The 19,744-nt window shown below is 51.0% G+C and carries 23 protein-coding genes and 1 tRNA gene; 15 read left to right on the top strand and 9 right to left on the bottom strand.

What is annotated here, in order from left to right:
• Together frdC and frdD are read left to right on the top strand one after the other, a co-directional pair.
• Positions 1-396: a fumarate reductase subunit FrdC gene (gene frdC / locus N0B36_RS09620; RefSeq protein WP_016151401.1), complete on the top strand. Its 396-nt coding sequence runs from the start codon at positions 1-3 to the stop codon at positions 394-396.
• Between the two features lie 10 nt (positions 397-406).
• Positions 407-763, top strand: coding sequence for a fumarate reductase subunit FrdD (gene frdD / locus N0B36_RS09615; RefSeq protein WP_003025535.1), 357 nt, complete (start codon positions 407-409; stop codon positions 761-763).
• Between the two features lie 44 nt (positions 764-807).
• Here frdD and ampR read toward each other — a convergent pair whose 3' ends face one another.
• A complete protein-coding gene (gene ampR / locus N0B36_RS09610; protein ID WP_016155499.1) occupies positions 808-1,680 on the bottom strand; it encodes a LysR family transcriptional regulator AmpR in 873 nt (290 codons plus the stop codon).
• A 131-nt stretch (positions 1,681-1,811) separates the two neighbouring features.
• Between ampR and blaCMY the strand changes: the two genes are divergently transcribed.
• Both blaCMY and N0B36_RS09600 read left to right on the top strand, forming a co-directional pair.
• Positions 1,812-2,957, top strand: coding sequence for a CMY-2 family class C beta-lactamase (gene blaCMY / locus N0B36_RS09605; protein WP_216403879.1), 1,146 nt, complete (start codon positions 1,812-1,814; stop codon positions 2,955-2,957).
• Positions 2,958-3,050: 93 nt separating this feature from the next.
• Positions 3,051-3,584, top strand: a complete 534-nt coding sequence (locus N0B36_RS09600; RefSeq protein WP_204552603.1) for a lipocalin family protein — start codon at positions 3,051-3,053, stop codon at positions 3,582-3,584.
• On the opposite strand, the gene sugE is transcribed toward N0B36_RS09600, so the two are convergent.
• On the bottom strand, positions 3,581-3,898 hold the full coding sequence (gene sugE, locus N0B36_RS09595; RefSeq protein ID WP_016151397.1) for a quaternary ammonium compound efflux SMR transporter SugE: 318 nt from the start codon (positions 3,896-3,898) through the stop codon (positions 3,581-3,583). The genes N0B36_RS09600 and sugE overlap by 4 nt on opposite strands.
• 255 nt (positions 3,899-4,153) lie before the next feature.
• On the opposite strand from sugE, the gene N0B36_RS09590 reads away from it, so the two are divergent.
• Positions 4,154-4,753 (top strand): helix-turn-helix transcriptional regulator, encoded by a 600-nt coding sequence (locus N0B36_RS09590; protein WP_259687390.1) that lies wholly within the window; start codon positions 4,154-4,156, stop codon positions 4,751-4,753.
• A 30-nt stretch (positions 4,754-4,783) separates the two neighbouring features.
• Here the strand turns inward: N0B36_RS09590 and ecnB are convergent, their stop codons facing one another.
• The 3 genes from ecnB to efp all read right to left on the bottom strand — a co-directional run bounded on the left by ecnB (position 4,784) and on the right by efp (position 5,796).
• Complete coding sequence (gene ecnB / locus N0B36_RS09585; RefSeq protein WP_216404276.1) at positions 4,784-4,930, bottom strand: lipoprotein toxin entericidin B; 147 nt, start codon at positions 4,928-4,930, stop codon at positions 4,784-4,786.
• 107 nt (positions 4,931-5,037) lie between these two features.
• The gene (gene ecnA, locus N0B36_RS09580; protein WP_016151394.1) at positions 5,038-5,172 is read right to left on the bottom strand and encodes a lipoprotein antitoxin entericidin A; all 135 of its coding nucleotides are present in this window, start codon (positions 5,170-5,172) and stop codon (positions 5,038-5,040) included.
• A 57-nt stretch (positions 5,173-5,229) separates the two neighbouring features.
• On the bottom strand, positions 5,230-5,796 hold the full coding sequence (gene efp, locus N0B36_RS09575) for an elongation factor P (protein ID WP_003025478.1): 567 nt from the start codon (positions 5,794-5,796) through the stop codon (positions 5,230-5,232).
• A gap of 41 nt (positions 5,797-5,837) precedes the next feature.
• On the opposite strand from efp, the gene epmB reads away from it, so the two are divergent.
• Positions 5,838-6,866: an EF-P beta-lysylation protein EpmB gene (gene epmB / locus N0B36_RS09570; RefSeq protein ID WP_259687377.1), complete on the top strand. Its 1,029-nt coding sequence runs from the start codon at positions 5,838-5,840 to the stop codon at positions 6,864-6,866.
• A 183-nt stretch (positions 6,867-7,049) separates the two neighbouring features.
• The gene (gene yjeJ / locus N0B36_RS09565) at positions 7,050-7,913 is read left to right on the top strand and encodes a YjeJ family protein (protein WP_259687372.1); all 864 of its coding nucleotides are present in this window, start codon (positions 7,050-7,052) and stop codon (positions 7,911-7,913) included.
• Between the two features lie 86 nt (positions 7,914-7,999).
• Here the strand turns inward: yjeJ and N0B36_RS09560 are convergent, their stop codons facing one another.
• The 3 genes from N0B36_RS09560 to N0B36_RS09550 form a co-directional block, all read right to left on the bottom strand.
• Positions 8,000-8,353: a DUF4156 domain-containing protein gene (locus tag N0B36_RS09560; RefSeq protein WP_016151391.1), complete on the bottom strand. Its 354-nt coding sequence runs from the start codon at positions 8,351-8,353 to the stop codon at positions 8,000-8,002.
• 252 nt (positions 8,354-8,605) lie between these two features.
• The gene (groL, locus tag N0B36_RS09555; RefSeq protein WP_003025464.1) at positions 8,606-10,252 is read right to left on the bottom strand and encodes a chaperonin GroEL; all 1,647 of its coding nucleotides are present in this window, start codon (positions 10,250-10,252) and stop codon (positions 8,606-8,608) included.
• Positions 10,253-10,295: 43 nt separating this feature from the next.
• Positions 10,296-10,589, bottom strand: coding sequence for a co-chaperone GroES (locus N0B36_RS09550; RefSeq protein WP_000027827.1), 294 nt, complete (start codon positions 10,587-10,589; stop codon positions 10,296-10,298).
• Between the two features lie 275 nt (positions 10,590-10,864).
• Between N0B36_RS09550 and yjeH the strand changes: the two genes are divergently transcribed.
• Positions 10,865-12,130, top strand: a complete 1,266-nt coding sequence (gene yjeH / locus N0B36_RS09545; protein ID WP_095715376.1) for an L-methionine/branched-chain amino acid transporter — start codon at positions 10,865-10,867, stop codon at positions 12,128-12,130.
• A gap of 48 nt (positions 12,131-12,178) precedes the next feature.
• Here yjeH and N0B36_RS09540 read toward each other — a convergent pair whose 3' ends face one another.
• Entirely contained in the window at positions 12,179-12,655 is a 477-nt protein-coding gene (locus tag N0B36_RS09540; protein ID WP_016151389.1) for an FxsA family protein, read from the bottom strand.
• Positions 12,656-12,993: 338 nt separating this feature from the next.
• Here N0B36_RS09540 and aspA point away from each other — a divergent pair, with 338 nt between their 5' ends.
• From aspA to N0B36_RS09500, 7 genes are all read left to right on the top strand, one after another.
• Positions 12,994-14,430: an aspartate ammonia-lyase gene (gene aspA / locus N0B36_RS09535; RefSeq protein ID WP_016151388.1), complete on the top strand. Its 1,437-nt coding sequence runs from the start codon at positions 12,994-12,996 to the stop codon at positions 14,428-14,430.
• A 115-nt stretch (positions 14,431-14,545) separates the two neighbouring features.
• Positions 14,546-15,847 (top strand): anaerobic C4-dicarboxylate transporter DcuA, encoded by a 1,302-nt coding sequence (gene dcuA, locus N0B36_RS09530; protein ID WP_016151387.1) that lies wholly within the window; start codon positions 14,546-14,548, stop codon positions 15,845-15,847.
• Positions 15,848-15,978: 131 nt separating this feature from the next.
• Complete coding sequence (gene cutA, locus N0B36_RS09525) at positions 15,979-16,326, top strand: divalent cation tolerance protein CutA (RefSeq protein ID WP_003025447.1); 348 nt, start codon at positions 15,979-15,981, stop codon at positions 16,324-16,326.
• Positions 16,302-18,011, top strand: coding sequence for a protein-disulfide reductase DsbD (locus N0B36_RS09520; RefSeq protein ID WP_235117275.1), 1,710 nt, complete (start codon positions 16,302-16,304; stop codon positions 18,009-18,011). Before cutA ends, N0B36_RS09520 begins: the two co-directional genes overlap by 25 nt.
• Before the next feature lie 36 nt (positions 18,012-18,047).
• Positions 18,048-18,623 carry a transcriptional regulator gene (locus N0B36_RS09515; protein WP_008785982.1) on the top strand — a complete coding sequence of 192 codons (576 nt, stop codon included), beginning with the start codon at positions 18,048-18,050 and terminating at the stop codon, positions 18,621-18,623.
• A gap of 397 nt (positions 18,624-19,020) precedes the next feature.
• Positions 19,021-19,096, top strand: a tRNA-Phe gene (locus N0B36_RS09510).
• Positions 19,097-19,368: 272 nt separating this feature from the next.
• Positions 19,369-19,744, top strand: a 376-nt coding sequence (locus tag N0B36_RS09500) for a hypothetical protein (protein WP_259687238.1), incomplete at its 3' end; no start/stop codon positions are given.

The following is a 19,744-nucleotide window of genomic DNA, read 5'->3' as shown; positions in this document are numbered from 1 at the left end:
ATGACGACTAAACGCAAACCCTATGTGCGACCAATGACGTCCACCTGGTGGAAAAAGCTGCCATTTTATCGTTTTTACATGCTGCGCGAAGGCACGGCGGTTCCGGCAGTCTGGTTCAGCATTGAACTGATTATCGGCCTGTTTGCACTCAAGCATGGTGCAGAGTCCTGGATGGGCTTTGTCGCCTTTTTGCAAAACCCGGTGGTGGTGATCCTGAATATTATCGCCCTGGCAGCAGCGCTGCTGCATACCAAAACCTGGTTTGAGCTGGCGCCAAAAGCTGCCAACATCATCGTAAAAGACGAAAAAATGGGGCCAGAGCCGATCATCAAAGGTCTCTGGGCAGTTACTGTGGTTGCGACAGTAGTAATACTGTTTGTTGCCCTGTTCTGGTAAGGAGTCCGGAATGATTAATCCAAATCCAAAACGCTCTGACGAACCCGTATTCTGGGGCCTGTTTGGTGCAGGCGGTATGTGGAGCGCAATCATTGCGCCGGTGATGATCCTGCTGGTCGGCATTATGCTGCCGCTGGGCTTTGTTCCTGATGCTTTCAGCTATGAACGCGTACTGGCATTCGCTCAGAGCTTCATCGGACGTGCGTTTCTGTTCCTGATGATCGTTCTGCCGCTGTGGTGCGGTTTACACCGTATGCACCACGCGATGCATGACCTGAAAATCCACGTGCCTGCGGGCAAATGGGTATTCTACGGACTGGCAGCTATCCTGACCGTTGTAACGGCTATTGGGATCCTGACCATCTAATCGCATGCGTTAATTATCAGGCCCGCCAATGGCGGGCCTTTTTATTAGTGCAGCATCCCGGTCAACCAGCGGGAAAACTCACGCATCGCGGGCGTCTCCGGACGAGATTGTAAACGCGTTATCCAGTAACTCCCCAGATCAATCTGCGTTAGAAAAGGCTGCACGATACGTTCACTACTGAGCAAATGCGTGAACATTCTTACCGGTGCAATTGCCACACCAATCCCCGCCTGCGCGGCTTCCAGCATTGAGACGGACGAGTCAAACACCACCACGTTGTGCGTCGGTGACGGAGGTGCTTCTCCGGCGGCCTGCATCCAAAGCGTCCATTCATCACGCCGATACGATCGTAATAACGGAAATTTCAGGATGTCCACAGGTGCTTTAATCTGCGAGGCCAATGTCGGTGAACACAGCGGAGACATCAGCGCGCTACACAAATATTGCGCATCGGTATCGTGCCAGGCTCCTCCTCCGTAGCGAATAGTATAATCCAGCCCTTCGGCGGCGGGATCCACACGGTTATTGTGGGTGGAAATATGCAAATCAATATGCGGACAGTGGCGCTTAAAGTCGCTCAACAGAGGGAAAAGACAGCCGACCGCAAAGGTCCCCACCACGCCAATTTTTAGTTTTTCCTGAGTCTGTTTAGTGGCAAAACGATCCAGCATCCCCGCCATACGATCGAAAGAGTCATTAAGTACAGGTAACAGACTTTCCCCTTCAGTCGTCAACATTAACCCTCGAGAACCACGCACAAAAAGCTGACAATTCAGCTGTTGCTCCAGCGCTTTCACATGCTGGCTTATTGCAGAATGCGTCACGTTGAGCTCAATCGCAGCGCGGGTAAAGCTGAGATGTCTGGCCGCTGCTTCAAAAGCCCGCAGCGAGTTAAGGGGGATATAGCTACGCGTCATTATCTGGCCTGTTAGAAAAACTTATATCTGCTGCTAAATTTAACCGTTTGTCAACACGGTGCAAATCAAACACACTGATTACGTCTGACGGGCCCGGACACCCTTTCGCTTTTAATTACGGAACTGATTTCATGATGAAAAAATCGATATGCTGCGCGCTGCTGCTGACAGCTTCGTTCTCCACGTTTGCCGCCGCAAAAACAGAACAACAAATTGCCGATATCGTTAACCGCACCATCACACCGCTGATGCAGGAGCAGGCAATTCCGGGTATGGCCGTTGCGATTATCTATCAAGGGAAACCTTATTACTTTACCTGGGGTAAAGCCGATATCGCCAATAACCGTCCAGTCACTCAACAAACGCTGTTTGAACTCGGATCGGTCAGTAAAACGTTCAACGGTGTGCTGGGCGGCGATGCTATCGCCCGCGGCGAAATTAAGCTCAGCGATCCGGTCACGCAGTACTGGCCTGAACTGACGGGTAAGCAGTGGCAGGGTATCAGCCTGCTGCACTTAGCCACCTACACGGCAGGTGGCCTGCCGCTTCAGGTTCCGGACGACGTTACGGATAAAGCCGCGTTACTACGCTTTTATCAAAACTGGCAGCCGCAATGGGCCCCAGGCGCTAAACGTCTTTATGCTAACTCCAGCATTGGTCTGTTTGGCGCCCTGGCGGTGAACCCCTCAGGCATGAGCTACGAAGAGGCGATGACCAAACGCGTCCTGCACCCCTTAAAACTGGCGCATACCTGGATTACGGTTCCGCAGAGCGAACAAAAAGATTATGCCTGGGGTTATCGCGAAGGAAAGCCTGTGCATGTATCCCCTGGCCAACTTGATGCTGAAGCCTACGGGGTGAAATCGAGCGTTATCGATATGACCCGTTGGGTTCAGGCCAACATGGACGCCAGCCAGGTTCAGGAGAAAACGCTCCAGCAGGGCATCGAGCTTGCGCAGTCACGTTACTGGCGTGTTGGCGATATGTACCAGGGCCTGGGTTGGGAGATGCTGAACTGGCCGGTGAAGGCCGACTCGATAATTAGCGGTAGCGACAGTAAAGTAGCACTGGCAGCGCTTCCTGCCGTTGAGGTAAACCCGCCCGCGCCTGCCGTGAAAGCCTCATGGGTGCATAAAACGGGCTCCACTGGCGGATTCGGCAGCTATGTTGCTTTCGTTCCAGAAAAAAACCTTGGCATCGTGATGCTGGCAAACAAGAGCTACCCAAACCCTGTTCGCGTCGAGGCCGCCTGGCGCATTCTTGAAAAACTGCAGTAACGGACAAGGAGGCCCTGGATATCGGGCTTCCTTTCTTTCTCTTTTTTTCCTGCTGTCATCTACACTTAACAAAAATCCAGCAAGGAAAATCCCATGCGCATTCTGCCCGTCGTTGCTGCAGTTACGGCTGCATTTCTGGTTGTCGCTTGCAGCACCCCAACACCACCGAAAGGTGTTACCGTAGTAAATAACTTTGATGCCACACGCTATCTGGGCACCTGGTATGAAATTGCGCGTTTCGACCATCGATTCGAGCGCGGACTGGAAAAAGTGACTGCTACCTACAGCCTGCGCGACGACGGCGGTATCAATGTTATTAACAAGGGCTATAACCCGGACAGAGGAATGTGGCAGAAAACGGAGGGGAAAGCCTACTTCACTGGCGCCCCAAACCGCGCTGCGCTCAAGGTCTCGTTTTTTGGCCCCTTCTATGGCGGGTATAACGTGATTGCCCTCGACAGGGAATATCGTCACGCGCTGGTTTGCGGGCCGGATCGCGACTACCTGTGGATCCTTTCACGGACCCCTACTATTTCAGATGAAATGAAACAGCAAATGCTGGCCATCGCGACCCGGGAAGGGTTTGAGGTGAATAAGCTGATTTGGGTAAAACAGCCTGGCGCTTAGTGGGTGCTCAGCTTGAGGCCAATAATACCGGCCACAATCAGCCCGAGGCTCAGTAACCGCGCCGGGCTGGCAGATTCTCCCAGCAGCAGAATCCCTGTAATGGCCGCGCCGACTGCGCCGATACCGGTCCATACGGCATAGGCGGTTCCTACAGGCAACGTACGCATTGCCCAGGAGAGCATGGCGATACTGACGATCATTGCCACAATAGTGATAATGCTTGGCGTCAAACGCGTAAAACCGTGGGTATATTTCAGGCCAATCGCCCAGACAACTTCGAGCAGACCTGCAATTAATAATACGATCCAGGACATATAAGGCTCCAGAACAATGGGGCCGTCCCCGGTGAAAGAAGCGTTTGCAGGTCGTCCTGCAAAGCTGATGTGTGAAATGGCATTTTTGCGCGAGAGAAAATGAATTTCAACCTTTTTATTCGCTGCCCGCTAAAAGCAAGAATTAAGCATAATTAGCGGCGTAGTTCCCGCATTTGGCACTCATGGAGTTCTCTATGATGAAGGGCTTTCTGAATCCAGAAAGTCGATTGCCTCTCTTCTGAATGCGAAAAGGTTATGCTTAAAATTTTAGTGATTGACCGGTGCCACTTTACCCGCACAGGGATTGAGGCCTTGCTTAATCATTCTGGCAGGTTCAGCTCCTCATTTCTTGTGTCAGGGATCAATAATCTCCTGTTAGCAAAAGAGCATATTTTGCAGTGGAAGCCGCATCTGGTGATCGCGGATTTATACAGTTTTATTAGCGAGACGCATACCAGTCCGCCAATTAAACCCTTTTTCATGAGCTGCGGCGTCATCCCGCTGATTTTACTGCAATCAGTTGAAAGACAGCACACCTCAATGGCTTCCTCTCAATCCGTCGCCTATTCGGACTTAACCAAGCACACCACGCTGAACGCGCTCTCACACACGATTCAGGAGGCGCTACATCTTCGCCCCACATTAGAAATAGCCGAAAACGCGACTCCGCTGCTTACGCCGCAGGAGGAGAAAGTATTGTCGATGTGGATGGATGGTGTGAGTAACAATGCGATAGCCGCCGCACTCAGCATTCATGGCAAGACGGTCTACACCTATAAACGGAATATCCGCATGAAACTGCACATGGGGAACCGCTTCTCGCCGTTTCTCTCACTCCCCGGGAAGGGGAATTAACGGTACGACGTGACGTCGTACCGTTAATGATTATTGTTGAGCTTTTGTCGCTGCACCAGAGATTGCGCTACCGCCTTCGGAGATATCCTGCCCAACACCTTTCGTGGTATTGCACGCAGTCAACGCTGAAGAAAGAACCAACACAGAAAAGATCGCAGCAATTGTCTTTTTAACCATAACGTCTTCCTTTTCTAGCCAATATTGTTTGTGTATAGCTCATTAATAATAGACAAGATCCGGAAGTGTGATGGATAAACAACCGTTTTTAAGACTATGAGAGAGTGTTAGCTGGCGGCGTGAGAGATTGAATTGCCAAGATGTTTGATGTCTTCACCGAAGCCGCGCGCGGTATTACAACCCGCCAGGAGAGTGCTGGTGAAAAGGATGAGCATTACAAGACTGAGAAGACGTTTCATCATTCCTGCCCTGGAAAAAGTATGGCGCAGCAACCTGCGCCATAAGATCAAATAGATATCTTATTTTACGCGAGAAACGTATTCGCCGGAGCGAGTATCCACTTTGATCACTTCACCGATCTGTACGAACAGCGGAACTTTAACGACTGCGCCAGTAGACAGAGTAGCCGGTTTGCCGCCAGTACCAGCGGTATCGCCTTTCAGACCTGGGTCAGTTTCAACGACTTCCAGCTCAACGAAGTTTGGCGGAGTCACGGAGATCGGCTGACCGTTCCACAGGGTCACGATGCATTCAGCCTGGTCCAGCAGCCATTTAGCGTTATCGCCTACCGCTTTCTCGTCTGCAGCCAGCTGTTCGAAAGTGGTGTTATTCATAAAGTGCCAGAACTCACCGTCGCTATACAGGAAGGTCAGGTTCATGTCGGCTACGTCTGCGCCTTCAGCGGAGTCGGTAGACTTGAAGGTTTTCTCTACGCGAGTACCGGTCAGCAGGCGACGCAGCTTAACGCGCGCAAATGCCTGGCCTTTACCTGGTTTAACGAATTCGCTGGCTTCAACCGCATAAGGTTCGCCGTCCAACATGATTTTAAGACCAGCACGAAAATCGTTGCTATAGTACGTTGCCATAAGGCCCTCTGAAAATTGTTAACTGGTAGCTAAGCCACAAAATGGCGCATATTGTAACCCTAAATACCCCATCCAGAGAAGATTGGTTATCGCAACTTGCCGATGTTGTGACCGATCCTGATGAACTTCTGCATCTTTTGAATATAGACGCAGATGAAAAACTGTTGGCCGGACGCGACGCGAGACGACTTTTCGCCCTGCGCGTACCACGCGCCTTTATTGCTCGTATGGAAAAAGGCAATCCGGACGATCCGCTTTTGCGTCAGGTACTTACTTCCCAGGAAGAGTTTGTTGCTGCACCTGGCTACTCGACCGATCCGCTGGAAGAACAGCACAGCGTGGTCCCCGGTTTGCTGCATAAATATCGCAATCGGGCGCTGTTGTTGGTTAAAGGCGGTTGCGCGGTAAATTGTCGCTATTGCTTCCGCCGACACTTCCCGTATGCCGAAAACCAGGGCAATAAGCGCAACTGGCAGGTCGCCCTGGACTACATTAGCGCGCATCCTGAGCTGGATGAGATTATCTTCTCCGGTGGTGATCCGCTAATGGCCAAGGACCATGAACTGGACTGGTTACTCACGCAACTGGAAGCCATCCCGCACATTAAGCGTCTGCGCATTCACAGCCGTTTGCCGATTGTGATCCCCGCGCGCATTACTGAAGGACTGGCCCAGCGCTTTGCGCGTTCCTCCCTGCAGGTTCTGCTGGTCAACCACATTAACCACGCCAATGAGGTCGATGAGGCGTTTCACCAGGCGATGGTCAGACTGCGTACCGCTGGCGTCACCCTACTCAACCAAAGCGTTTTGCTGCGTGGCGTGAACGATAACGCACAAACGCTGGCGAACCTGAGCAACACTCTGTTTGATGCGGGGGTGATGCCCTATTACCTGCACGTACTGGACAAAGTGCAAGGTGCCGCCCACTTTATGGTCAGCGACGATGAGGCACGTCACATTATGCGTGAACTGCTGACGTTGGTTTCCGGCTATATGGTCCCCAAACTGGCGCGTGAAATTGGCGGAGAGCCAAGTAAAACGCCGTTGGATCTGCAACTACGCCAACAATAACCATTATTGAGTGTCCGATTCCGGACACTCACCACGATTACTTATTATTTAAATCCTCACAAGTGGAGCCACGCTTTTAATCTGTGCTATTTTAATTAGCGCTATAAAATCATCGATTCATAATTTGTATCAGTAGAGCCAAATTCAGAATATTAATAAATATATGGTTAGGGAGAACCTTTTATGGCTATAAATATTAAGGGCATTAATACCGGTGTTATTCGTCAGAAGAATGAATTTATTGCTTTAGCATTAAAGATAAAAGAACCAAGGAATAAAACGTCGTTATTTTTTCTTTCTCCGCTTGGGCTAAGAGATCTGCTTATCGCCCTGGAAAGCAGGCTATCCGTCAAACATCAGCTTAGCGAAGAAGAGCATGCGCAATATGAGAAGGAATGCGATAAAGTCAGCAAAAAGATGCACGAAAATATTCCTTTGATTCAGGAAGATGAGCTAAAAAATGCCGACATTAATCGTCGCGTAAATTCGCTGATGTTAATGGATGACAAAGGCGAAAACTTAACATTTTCTCTGACACTGCATGATGGACAAACGCGTGAATTACTGATTAATGAACGACAGATTCGGGTGCTGGTCCATGCTGTTATTCATGCAATAAATAATGCTGGCATGCGGGAATTAGCGCTACGAATTACATCGCTGCTGGATTTCCTGCCGCTGTACGATGTTGATTGCCAAGAAAACGACAATCTGGAATACGACTCTTATACGCACCCCGAATGGAAAAAAAGCCTGTTTAATCATTATCTGGCGATTATTTACCGCTATACAGATGATCAAGGAAAAGCCCAGTTCTGTGGTTCGGTAGTAAAAACTCGCGCCCCTTCCGGCAGCAAAGAGGCCGAAGCCATTACTCGCCGTCTTCTCGATTTCAGCCCACGGCTGAAAAAGCTTGCTGGTGTACCGTGCCAGGTGTTTGTCAGAACGTTAACGCGTGATAAGGCGCAAAAGCTCAATCAGGATCAGTGCCTGCGCGCGCTGCATCATTTACGCGCTCAGTCAGCGCATAACGCTCAAAATGCCTGATGTCGCTGCGCTTATCAGGCCGACGAATTTGTATCGTAGGCCTGATAAGACGTTTTAGCGTCGCCATCAGGCATCAACAGCATTTATCAATTTGGGCACTTATAAACCTGCCCGGTCATTTCACTGGCAGTAGGAACAAAGCTGGACAGCATTCCCTGTGATGGGCTGCTGACGCCATAAATCACGTTACCACCCATTGCCGCAGCCTGGTTACGCAGATCGTTTGCTGCGCCACGCATAGAGCCACCCTCTTCGCCGTGCTGGCCAGAAAGCCAGTTGCTTTGCGTACCGGTTGCAGTGCCAATCAGTTGACACTCTGCGCCAGGCTTCTCTTCGACGAAGCGTACGCTTTGCCCGGCTGAACTCAGTTCGTTGCTGGAGCTACAACCCGCCATCAGTAGCGCGGCACCAACGATCCCTGCTAAATATTTCACGTGCATGTCATTCCCCATAATCAATGAGCTGGACGTTATGTCCGTAGCTGAATCATATACTAAAAAGATGACCAAAAGAAAAACCCCCGGACATTTCTGCCCGAGGGTTTCTCATTTTTCGCGAGATACGTATTTAATCAAATAATTCAAGTTGCAGGCAGGCGGCAAGTTCATGAATCCCCTGGTACTTACATGAGTAAGTGACTGGGGTAAACGAACGCAGCCAATAAACCTGCGGCTTGAAGTATGAAGATTAAATTACATCATGCCGCCCATTCCACCCATGCCGCCCATACCACCAGCAGCACCTAAGTCAGGCGCATCGCCTTTCGGCAGGTCAGTAACCATGCACTCGGTGGTGATCATCAGACCCGCAACAGAAGCCGCGTACTGCAGAGCTGAACGCGTTACTTTGGTTGGATCCAGAATACCCATGTCGATCATGTTACCGTATTCTTCAGTTGCAGCGTTGTAACCGTAGTTACCGTCACCCGCTTTCACGGTGTTAGCCACTACAGACGGCTCTTCGCCGCAGTTCAGTACGATTTGACGCAGCGGAGATTCCATTGCGCGCAGCGCAACTTTGATACCTACGTTCTGGTCTTCGTTCTGACCTTTCAGACCGGCAATTTTAGACGCTACGCGAATCAGCGCAACACCACCACCAGCAACCACGCCTTCTTCTACCGCAGCACGGGTCGCGTGCAGGGCATCTTCAACGCGGGCTTTCTTCTCTTTCATTTCAACTTCAGTCGCAGCACCAACTTTGATAACCGCAACGCCGCCTGCCAGTTTCGCTACGCGCTCCTGCAGTTTTTCACGGTCGTAGTCGGAAGTTGCTTCTTCGATCTGCTGACGAATCTGAGTCACACGACCCTGGATTGCAGCCTCGTCACCCACGCCATCAATGATGGTGGTGGTGTCTTTGTTGATAACAACGCGTTTCGCCTGACCCAGATCTTCCAGAGTTGCTTTTTCCAGCTCCATACCGATCTCTTCAGAGATAACGGTACCACCGGTCAGAGTAGCGATATCCTGCAGCATTGCTTTACGACGGTCGCCGAAGCCCGGCGCTTTAACCGCCGCGACTTTCACGATACCGCGCATGGTGTTAACAACCAGAGTTGCCAGCGCTTCGCCTTCAACATCTTCAGCGATGATCAGCAGTGGTTTACCGGCTTTTGCTACTGCTTCCAGCACCGGCAGCATTTCGCGGATGTTGGAGATTTTCTTGTCAGCCAGCAGGATGAACGGGCTTTCCAGTTCTACTGCGCCAGTTTCCGGCTTGTTGATGAAGTAAGGAGACAGGTAACCACGGTCGAACTGCATACCTTCAACCACGTCCAGTTCGTCCTGCAGACCGGTACCGTCTTCAACGGTGATCACGCCTTCTTTACCGACTTTGTCCATCGCTTCAGCGATCAGTTTACCTACGGTTTCGTCGGAGTTAGCGGAGATAGTACCAACCTGAGCAATCGCTTTAGAGTCAGAGCACGGTACGGACAGTGCTTTCAGTTCTTCAACGGCAGCAGCGACAGCTTTGTCGATACCACGTTTCAGGTCCATCGGGTTCATGCCCGCAGCAACGGCTTTCAGACCTTCAGTGATGATGGACTGCGCCAGTACGGTTGCGGTGGTGGTACCGTCGCCTGCAGCGTCGTTCGCTTTAGAGGCAACTTCTTTCACCATCTGCGCCCCCATGTTTTCGAACTTGTCTTCCAGTTCGATTTCACGGGCTACGGAAACACCATCTTTAGTGATGGTCGGTGCACCGAAAGATTTATCCAGAACTACGTTACGGCCTTTTGGACCGAGGGTAACTTTCACTGCATCTGCCAGTACGTTTACGCCGCGCAGCATTTTCACACGAGCGTCGTTACCGAATTTTACGTCTTTAGCTGCCATTTTCTCTTTCCCTTAAATTCGTATGTTCAGTGTCGTTCGCGGATTAGGCTTCAACAATTGCCAGGATGTCACTTTCAGACATGATCAACACTTCTTCATTGTCGATCTTCTCAGATTTAACACCGTAGCCATCGTTGAAAATAACGATATCGCCGACTTTAACGTCCAGCGGCTGTACGGTACCGTTGTCCAGGATGCGGCCCTTACCGACAGCGATGATTTCGCCACGAGTTGACTTACCTGCTGCAGAACCGGTCAGTACGATGCCGCCAGCAGATTTAGATTCAACTTCTTTACGTTTGACGATCACACGATCATGTAACGGACGAATACTCATTGATAGCTCTCCTTTGAGAAAGTCTTTATCAGTTATGGGTGACGCCGGCCCGTGAACGGTTTCCCGGCTAGTGACCAGAGAAATGGGGATGGGGCTTTGTACCTTCAAGGGGGCAAGCGAAAAAAAATTTATATCAGCAGAAAATTCCGTCAAAACGCCGACGCGCATCACATTTTATAACGATTTCAGTCACGTCGTCATAAGCAAATACGATTGTGATACCATCAAAAATCTGCGCTGTAGCCCGGTCAATGGGCATAACCGGATAACAACTTATGAGCGGACTGAAACAAGAGCTGGGACTGGCTCAGGGCATTGGCCTGTTGTCGACATCATTGCTAGGTACAGGCGTTTTCGCCGTCCCTGCGCTAGCCGCGCTGGTGGCTGGCAACAACAGCCTGTGGGCCTGGCCGGTGCTGATTGTTCTAGTCTTTCCCGTGGCGATTGTCTTTGCCGTACTGGGTCGTCATTTTCCCAGCGCGGGTGGCGTGGCGCATTTTGTTGGTATGGCCTTTGGCTCACGCCTGGAGCGCGTCACCGGATGGCTATTTTTGTCGGTGATTCCCGTCGGCTTGCCTGCGGCATTACATATTGCCGCCGGATTTGGTCAGGCGATGTTTGGCTGGCATGACGAACAGCTTCTGTTGGCAGAGCTCGGTACGCTGGCATTGGTTTGGTATATCGGCTCCCACGGTGCCAGCTCTAGCGCTAATCTGCAAACGGTCATTGCCGGATTGATTGTTGCCCTCATTGTCGCCATCTGGTGGGCGGGCGATGTGAAACCTGGCGAAATCCCCTTCCCTGCGATAACCGAGATTGAGCTCCCCGGACTGTTCGCCGCGCTGTCGGTGATGTTCTGGTGTTTTGTTGGCCTTGAAGCGTTTGCCCATCTGGCATCTGAATTCAAAAACCCGGAGCGGGATTTCCCGCGCGCGCTGATGATCGGCCTGCTGCTTGCGGGCTCTGTTTATTGGGCATGCACCGTCGTCGTGCTTCATTTTGGCGCCTACGGTGAGCAAATGGCGGCGGCGGCCTCACTGCCAGAGATCGTCGTGCAGTTATTTGGCGTACAGGCACTGTGGGTCGCCTGCATCATTGGTTATCTGGCCTGTTTTGCCAGTCTCAACATTTATATTCAAAGCTTCGCCCGGCTCGTCTGGTCGCAAGCGCAATATAAGCCGGAAAGTCATCTGGCGCGTCTGTCTCCCCGTCACCTTCCGCGCAATGCGCTAAACGCCGTATTGGGCTGCTGCGTGATCAGTACGTTGTGCATCTATATGCTGAAAATCAATCTCGATGCGTTAATCGTCTATGCTAACGGCATCTTTATTATGATTTATTTGCTGTGCATGCTGGCGGGATGTCGATTACTGAAAGGGCATTATCGCATGCTGGCGGTCATTGGCGGTCTACTGTGTCTGCTGCTGTTGGCAATGGTTGGCTGGAAGAGCCTGTATGCGCTGATTATGCTGGCAGGGCTGTGGCTGTTTTTACCCCGCAGGCCGGATAAGGCGACGTTGACGCCGTCATCCGGCAGATAAGCATTTTGCCGGATGGTGCTCACGCTTATCCGGCCCGCATACTGATGCTTAATCCCGAGGATCGTCTTTATGATCAATACGGTTGCGATCGTCGTCTTTGCGCTGAAATTCGCCATCAAAGGTCTCACCGCCCCCAGTTCCGGCGCTGAAACCACCGCCCGGCATACGCGAAAAACGCAAATGCGGCAGCAGTTTCATCGTCAGATGTTTTTGCACCGGGGGTAATAAAAGAAGAAGACCGAGGAAATCGGTGAAAAAACCGGGCAGTACCAACAGCAGACCAGCAATGATCAGCGACACGCTCTTGATCATTTCTGCAGCAGGACTTTCACCAGCCGCCATTTTTTGTTGCATCAGTAAAAAATTTTTAAATCCCTGGTTACGAACCAGAGACATACCGATAACCGACGTAAAAATAACCAAAATCAGCGTCATCAGGACACCCAGGACATGGGCAACCTGAATAAAAATAGATATCTCTATGTAAACATAGAGAAAAATGGCAAGTAATGGTATCCAGCGCAAAGGGTTCTCCTGTCAATAACAGTCGTTTTTTTCAACGCCTGTCCGATGAATTATGTGACTCGCATCAATTAGATGTTGAGGTGGTTAGCAAAATTTCAAGTCGCTTGTACACTTATTTTTAGTATTAATCCTAAAGGGGTGATCCATTTCACAGAATAATAAATAAGGGGTAAATTCCACGCTTTAAGTGATCCAGATTACGGTAGAAATCCTGAACCAGCATATGATCTCGAGTATCAGACCGATGCAGGGGATAATCGTCGGTCGAGAAACAATCGAAATCACATATATCCTGTGTGTTTAGTCAAATCATTGGCAGCTTGAAAAAGAAGGTTCACATGTTAAACAACATTCGTATCGAAGAAGACTTGTTGGGTACCAGGGAAGTTCCAGCGGACGCCTACTACGGTGTTCACACTCTGAGAGCGATTGAAAACTTCTACATTAGCAACAACAAAATCAGCGACATTCCTGAATTTGTTCGCGGTATGGTAATGGTTAAAAAGGCAGCGGCAATGGCCAACAAAGAGCTGCAAACCATTCCTAAGAGTGTGGCAAATGCCATCATCGCGGCGTGTGATGAAGTCCTGAATAACGGAAAATGCATGGATCAATTCCCGGTAGATGTTTACCAGGGTGGTGCGGGTACCTCCGTCAACATGAACACCAACGAAGTGCTGGCCAATATCGGTCTGGAACTGATGGGTCACCAGAAAGGTGAATATCAGTACCTGAACCCGAACGACCACGTTAACAAATGTCAGTCTACCAACGACGCTTACCCAACTGGCTTCCGTATCGCGGTATACGCATCCATCATCAAACTGATCGATGCCCTGAACCAGCTGCGTGAAGGCTTCGAACAAAAAGCTGTTGAATTCCAGGACATCCTGAAAATGGGCCGTACCCAGCTGCAGGATGCTGTACCGATGACCCTCGGTCAGGAATTCCATGCTTTCAGCGTACTGTTGAAAGAAGAAGTGAAAAACATTAGTCGTACCGCTGAGCTGCTGCTGGAAGTTAACCTCGGTGCAACTGCAATCGGTACGGGTCTGAACACGCCGAAAGAATACTCCCCGCTGGCAGTACAGAAACTGGCTGAAGTCACTGGCTTCGCCTGTGTTCCGGCAGAAGACCTGATTGAAGCAACTTCTGACTGCGGCGCATACGTTATGGTTCACGGCGCACTGAAACGTCTGGCTGTTAAGATGTCCAAAATCTGTAACGACCTGCGTTTGCTCTCCTCTGGCCCACGTGCTGGTCTGAACGAGATCAACCTGCCGGAACTGCAGGCTGGTTCTTCTATCATGCCAGCAAAAGTGAACCCAGTTGTTCCAGAAGTCGTAAACCAGGTTTGCTTTAAAGTCATCGGTAACGACATCACCGTTACTATGGCATCTGAAGCTGGTCAGCTGCAGCTGAACGTAATGGAGCCGGTCATTGGCCAGGCAATGTTTGAATCCATTCACATTCTGAGCAATGCTTGCTACAACCTGCTGGAAAAATGCGTTAGTGGTATCACTGCTAACAAAGAAGTCTGTGAAGCGTTTGTATTCAACTCCATCGGCATCGTTACTTACCTCAACCCGTTCATCGGTCACCACAACGGCGACATCGTCGGTAAAATTTGTGCCGAAACCGGTAAGAGCGTACGTGAAGTTGTCCTGGAACGCGGTCTGTTGACCGAGTCTGAACTGGACGATATCTTCTCTGCACAGAACCTGATGCACCCTGCTTATAAAGCAAAACGTTATACTGATGAAAGCGAACAGTAATCGTGTAGGGTAGTACCGGAGAAGGCACGTCATGATGACGTGCCTTTTTTCTTACTCGAAGTTACTTAAAAACAACAATTTAATATCAACTTGTTAAACAACAAGGAAGGCTAATATGATAGTTTTAGAACTTATCATCGTTTTGCTGGCAATCTTTTTAGGTGCCAGACTTGGGGGTATCGGTATTGGATTTGCAGGTGGGCTGGGTGTTCTGGTTCTTGCCGCTATTGGCGTAAAACCGGGTAATATTCCGTTCGATGTTATTTCCATTATCATGGCGGTTATCGCTGCCATCTCTGCCATGCAGATTGCCGGTGGTCTGGACTATCTGGTTCATCAAACTGAAAAACTGCTGCGTAAAAACCCGAAATACATCACGATCCTTGCACCAATCGTGACCTATTTCCTGACTATCTTTGCCGGTACCGGCAACATCTCTCTGGCAACTCTGCCGGTTATCGCTGAAGTCGCGAAGGAACAAGGTATCAAACCTTGCCGTCCGCTCTCTACCGCAGTGGTATCTGCACAGATTGCGATTACGGCGTCGCCAATCTCCGCAGCCGTGGTTTACATGTCTTCCGTAATGGAAGGTCATGGCATCAGCTACATTCACCTGCTGTCCGTGGTCATTCCGTCCACTCTGCTGGCCGTTCTGGTGATGTCCTTCCTGGTAACGATGCTGTTCAACTCCAAACTGTCTGACGACCCGATTTATCGTAAGCGTCTGGAAGAAGGTTTGGTTGAACTGCGTGGTGAAAGACAAGTTGAAATCAAAGCTGGCGCGAAAACCTCCGTTTGGTTGTTCCTGCTGGGCGTGATTTGCGTAGTTGTATACGCCATCATCAACAGCCCAAGCCTCGGCCTGGTCGCTAAACCGCTGATGAACACCACCAACGCAATCCTGATCATCATGCTGAGCGTCGCGACGCTGACTACGATCGTCTGCCGCGTTGAAACTGACTCCATCCTGAACTCCAGCACCTTTAAAGCGGGTATGAGCGCCTGTATTTGTATCCTGGGTGTTGCATGGCTGGGTGATACCTTCGTATCTCACAACATTGACTGGATCAAAGATACTGCAGGTAGCGTAATTCAGGGTCATCCGTGGTTGCTGGCTGTCATCTTCTTCTTTGCTTCTGCGCTGCTGTACTCTCAGGCTGCAACCGCTAAAGCACTGATGCCGATGGCTCTGGCTCTGAACGTTTCCCCACTGACTGCTGTTGCGTCTTTCGCAGCTGTTTCTGGCCTGTTCATTCTGCCAACCTACCCAACTCTGGTTGCGGCGGTGCAGATGGATGACACCGGTACAACCCGCATCGGTAAATTCGTCTTTAACCATCCGTTCTTCATCCCGGGTACTCTGGGCGTGCTTTTGGCTGTCTGCTTCGGCTTCTTGCTGGGCAGCTTCATGCTGTAAGACTTTACTGCAGGGTGCCTTCGCGCCCTGCAGTTCCTCCTCCTCATCATCCCGCTTTAACTAACATCCTTCCCTCGTCCGTTGTATAGTGACCACTCTTTAGCTGGTTACTCTGTTCTTTCGAGGTGTTTATGCTTGATGTAAAGAGTCAGGATATTTCCATCCCCGATACCGTTGTGGTGCTCTGTACCGCCCCGGATGAAGCAACCGCCCAGGATCTGGCCGCCAAAGTACTGGCGGAAAAACTGGCTGCCTGCGTGACGCTGCTGCCTGGCGCGACCTCCCTCTATTATTGGGAAGGTAAACTGGAGCAGGAATATGAAGTCCAGATGATTTTAAAAACCACCGTCACACACCAGCAAGCCCTTCTCGATTGCCTGAAGTCACATCATCCATACCAAACGCCTGAACTTCTGGTTTTACCCGTCACTCACGGAGACTTTGATTACCGCTCATGGCTCAACGCATCCTTACGCTGATCCTGCTGCTGTGCAGCACATCTACCTTTGCCGGATTATTTGACGCGCCTGGCCGCTCGCAGTTTGTTCCTGCCGATCGGGCGTTTGTTTTTGATTTTCAGCAAAACCAACACGATCTGAACCTCTCATGGCAGGTTAAAGATGGCTACTATCTGTATCGCAAACAGATAAGCATTACGCCATCTCAGGCCGATATCGCCGAGGTAAAACTACCGCCAGGCGTCTGGCATGAAGATGAGTTTTATGGCAAAAGTGAGATTTACCGTAAACAATTGACTATCCCGGTCACGGTTAATCAGGCTAAATCTGGCGCAACATTAACGGTCACATACCAAGGTTGTGCCGACGCCGGTTTTTGCTATCCGCCTGAAACTAAAACGGTGCCATTAAGTGAAGTGTCTGCCAATACCAGGGCGACACCTGTGCCAGTGCCTGCCACCGATGCTTTGCAAGAGAGACCACAACCCGCAACCCAGCTTCCCTTCTCTGCGCTGTGGGCATTGCTAATCGGAATTGGCATCGCGTTTACACCTTGCGTATTGCCGATGTATCCGCTGATTTCCGGTATCGTGCTGGGCGGCAAGCAACGCTTATCAACCGGACGTGCACTGCTGCTGACGTTTTTCTACGTTCAGGGAATGGCGCTCACTTATACCGCGCTGGGTCTGGTTGTTGCGGCCGCCGGATTGCAGTTCCAGGCTGCGCTACAGCATCCTTACGTCCTGATTGGCCTTGCCGTCGTCTTTACGCTGCTGGCCCTTTCGATGTTTGGCTTGTTCACGCTGCAGCTCCCTTCATCGCTGCAAACACGCCTTACATTGTTGAGTAACCGTCAGCAAGGCGGTTCCCCCGGTAGCGTCTTTGCGATGGGGGCGATTGCCGGCCTCATCTGTTCTCCTTGTACAACGGCCCCGCTAAGCGCGATTTTGCTGTATATCGCTCAGAGCGGGAACATGTGGCTGGGAGGCGGCACGCTGTATCTGTACGCGCTAGGGATGGGATTACCTCTGATGCTAATTACCGTATTCGGTAATCGTCTGTTGCCTAAAAGCGGCCCATGGATGGAACATGTCAAAACCGCTTTTGGCTTTGTCATTCTGGCGCTCCCCGTCTTCTTACTCGAACGCATCATTGGCGACGACTGGGGCGTTCGCCTGTGGTCGCTGTTGGGCGTCGCATTCTTTAGCTGGGCATTTATCACCAGCCTGCAGGCAAAGCACGCCTGGATGCGCATCGTGCAGATTATCCTGTTAGCTGCAGCGCTGGTAAGCGTACGGCCATTGCAGGACTGGGCGTTCGGCGTGCCGCATGCTCAAACCCAGACACACCTTAACTTCACGCCTGTGGCTTCGGTGGATGCGCTAAATCAGGCGCTGGCACAAGCTAAAGGCAAGCCCGTGATGTTGGATCTGTATGCTGACTGGTGCGTGGCCTGTAAGGAGTTTGAGAAGTATACGTTTAGCAATCAGCAGGTTCAGCAAGCGCTAGGCGACACGGTACTTTTGCAGGCGGATGTGACTGCAAATAATGCCCAGGATGTCGCTCTGCTGAAACATCTACAGGTTTTAGGTTTGCCGACTATTTTGTTCTTTGACGCCGAGGGGAAAGAGCATCCGGAGGCTCGGGTAACCGGCTTTATGGATGCCGCGACCTTCAGCGCACATTTGCGCGATCGCCAACCGTGAGCGACACTTGCAACAGGAAATACGGAGGAGAATACCGTGCAACGTGAAGATGTCCTGGGAGAAGCCCTGAAATTACTTGAGGTTCAAGGGATAGCCAATACCACACTGGAAATGGTGGCCGAACGTATCGATTATCCTCTTGATGAACTACAACGCTTTTGGCCCGACAAAGAGGCCATTCTGTACGATGCGTTACGTTACCTCAGCCAGCGGGTGGATATCTGGCGGCGTCAACTTTTGCTGGATGACACCCTGAGCGCTGAACAGAAATTACTGGCACGCTACACCGCGCTGTCCGAATGCGTGAGCAATAATCGCTACCCAGGCTGCCTGTTTATCGCCGCCTGTACGTTTTACCCCGATCCCGGGCATCCGATCCATCAGTTAGCCGATCAGCAAAAAAAGGCGGCACATGACTTCACCCATGAGCTGCTGACGACGCTGGAAGTTGACGACCCTGCAATGGTTGCCAAACAGATGGAACTGGTGCTGGAGGGCTGTCTGAGCCGCATGCTGGTGAATCGTAGCCATGCTGATGTCGAAACGGCACACCGTCTGGCTGAAGATATCCTGCGCTTTGCTCAGTGCCGTATGGGCGGTGCGCTGACCTAAGCAAGCATGCCCGCAAGGCCGAAATGAGTAAACACAGCGCCATCAGTCTCTAAAACGCACCATCGCCACGGTGGTGCAATATACTCTGTTAACCGCCCGCCCAACTCATCGCCCGACACACCAGCGGGTCCTGCCGCAGCAATTGCACCGTTAGTTACTGGAAACGTCGAAAAGGCTTGTGCACAACTTGCGGTAGTGTGCGGGAGTAATACAGGCCGCGTAACGTTTTCGTCAGCCTTTGCTCATTGAGATAGAAGGTCTGATAGGTAAATTGCCTGGAAGTTTTGTGCAAACTTCAGGCATAATCGCGCAGATTGCCGCAATATTAAGCGGTTGAACATCTTTTCCCGAAATTTGATTGACTGGCAGACGTGAATACGGTTTAATGCGCCCCGTTGCCCGGATAGCTCAGTCGGTAGAGCAGGGGATTGAAAATCCCCGTGTCCTTGGTTCGATTCCGAGTCCGGGCACCACTATTTAAAGAACCCGCCCTAGAGGCGGGTTTTTGCTTTTATAGTTTCTGATACTTTCCAACCGATCATCTCTCAATATCTTTACTGCTCTACCCCTCACAAAATCCATACGTAAGATTAGTCGTGCCTGTTAACAAGCTGACATCTGGGTTCTATAAGAAGATGGGGTTTAACGTGATGGGATGTACAGAAGTGGACGATCTCGAGCGACAGTACCTGTTACTCAACCCCGTGCACGGATAGCAGGCAATGTGCTGCCGGGAGAGCCTGGTGTGCTGCGCTTCTCAGGCCTGAACACCGGTTACAACATGATGGGCTGGATAAAATGGTACGCTGCATCCAGCGATTTTCATTCCGCACAAACGCAAAAAAGCCCATCCGGCAGGATGGGCTTCTTCACTTATTTGATGCCTGGCAGTTTATGGCGGGCGTCCTGCCCGCCACCCTCCGGGCCGTTGCTGCGCAACGTTCAAATCCGCTCCCGGCGGATTTGTCCTCCTCAGGAGAGCACTCACCGACAGACCACAGATAAAACAAAAGGCCCGGTCTTTCGACCGGGCCTTTCGCTTTTATTTGATGCCTGGCAGTTCCCTACTCTCGCATGGGGAGACCCCACACTACCATCGGCGCTACGGCGTTTCACTTCTG

This window comes from Citrobacter sp. XY323 (genome assembly GCF_025106035.1).
GTDB lineage: Bacteria > Pseudomonadota > Gammaproteobacteria > Enterobacterales > Enterobacteriaceae > Citrobacter > Citrobacter braakii.
This window is presented reverse-complemented; position numbering and strand designations above follow the sequence as displayed.

Excerpts from the sequence above, each read along its gene's own strand:
- frdC (WP_016151401.1), top strand. The coding sequence starts at position 1 with ATGACGACTAAACGCAAACCCTATGTGCGACCAATGACGTCCACCTGG.
- frdD (WP_003025535.1), top strand. The coding sequence starts at position 407 with ATGATTAATCCAAATCCAAAACGCTCTGACGAACCCGTATTCTGGGGC.
- ampR (WP_016155499.1), bottom strand. The coding sequence starts at position 1,680 with ATGACGCGTAGCTATATCCCCCTTAACTCGCTGCGGGCTTTTGAAGCA.
- blaCMY (WP_216403879.1), top strand. The coding sequence starts at position 1,812 with ATGATGAAAAAATCGATATGCTGCGCGCTGCTGCTGACAGCTTCGTTC.
- N0B36_RS09600 (WP_204552603.1), top strand. The coding sequence starts at position 3,051 with ATGCGCATTCTGCCCGTCGTTGCTGCAGTTACGGCTGCATTTCTGGTT.
- sugE (WP_016151397.1), bottom strand. The coding sequence starts at position 3,898 with ATGTCCTGGATCGTATTATTAATTGCAGGTCTGCTCGAAGTTGTCTGG.
- N0B36_RS09590 (WP_259687390.1), top strand. The coding sequence starts at position 4,154 with ATGCTTAAAATTTTAGTGATTGACCGGTGCCACTTTACCCGCACAGGG.
- ecnB (WP_216404276.1), bottom strand. The coding sequence starts at position 4,930 with ATGGTTAAAAAGACAATTGCTGCGATCTTTTCTGTGTTGGTTCTTTCT.
- ecnA (WP_016151394.1), bottom strand. The coding sequence starts at position 5,172 with ATGATGAAACGTCTTCTCAGTCTTGTAATGCTCATCCTTTTCACCAGC.
- efp (WP_003025478.1), bottom strand. The coding sequence starts at position 5,796 with ATGGCAACGTACTATAGCAACGATTTTCGTGCTGGTCTTAAAATCATG.
- epmB (WP_259687377.1), top strand. The coding sequence starts at position 5,838 with ATGGCGCATATTGTAACCCTAAATACCCCATCCAGAGAAGATTGGTTA.
- yjeJ (WP_259687372.1), top strand. The coding sequence starts at position 7,050 with ATGGCTATAAATATTAAGGGCATTAATACCGGTGTTATTCGTCAGAAG.
- N0B36_RS09560 (WP_016151391.1), bottom strand. The coding sequence starts at position 8,353 with ATGCACGTGAAATATTTAGCAGGGATCGTTGGTGCCGCGCTACTGATG.
- groL (WP_003025464.1), bottom strand. The coding sequence starts at position 10,252 with ATGGCAGCTAAAGACGTAAAATTCGGTAACGACGCTCGTGTGAAAATG.
- N0B36_RS09550 (WP_000027827.1), bottom strand. The coding sequence starts at position 10,589 with ATGAGTATTCGTCCGTTACATGATCGTGTGATCGTCAAACGTAAAGAA.
- yjeH (WP_095715376.1), top strand. The coding sequence starts at position 10,865 with ATGAGCGGACTGAAACAAGAGCTGGGACTGGCTCAGGGCATTGGCCTG.
- aspA (WP_016151388.1), top strand. The coding sequence starts at position 12,994 with ATGTTAAACAACATTCGTATCGAAGAAGACTTGTTGGGTACCAGGGAA.
- dcuA (WP_016151387.1), top strand. The coding sequence starts at position 14,546 with ATGATAGTTTTAGAACTTATCATCGTTTTGCTGGCAATCTTTTTAGGT.
- cutA (WP_003025447.1), top strand. The coding sequence starts at position 15,979 with ATGCTTGATGTAAAGAGTCAGGATATTTCCATCCCCGATACCGTTGTG.
- N0B36_RS09520 (WP_235117275.1), top strand. The coding sequence starts at position 16,302 with ATGGCTCAACGCATCCTTACGCTGATCCTGCTGCTGTGCAGCACATCT.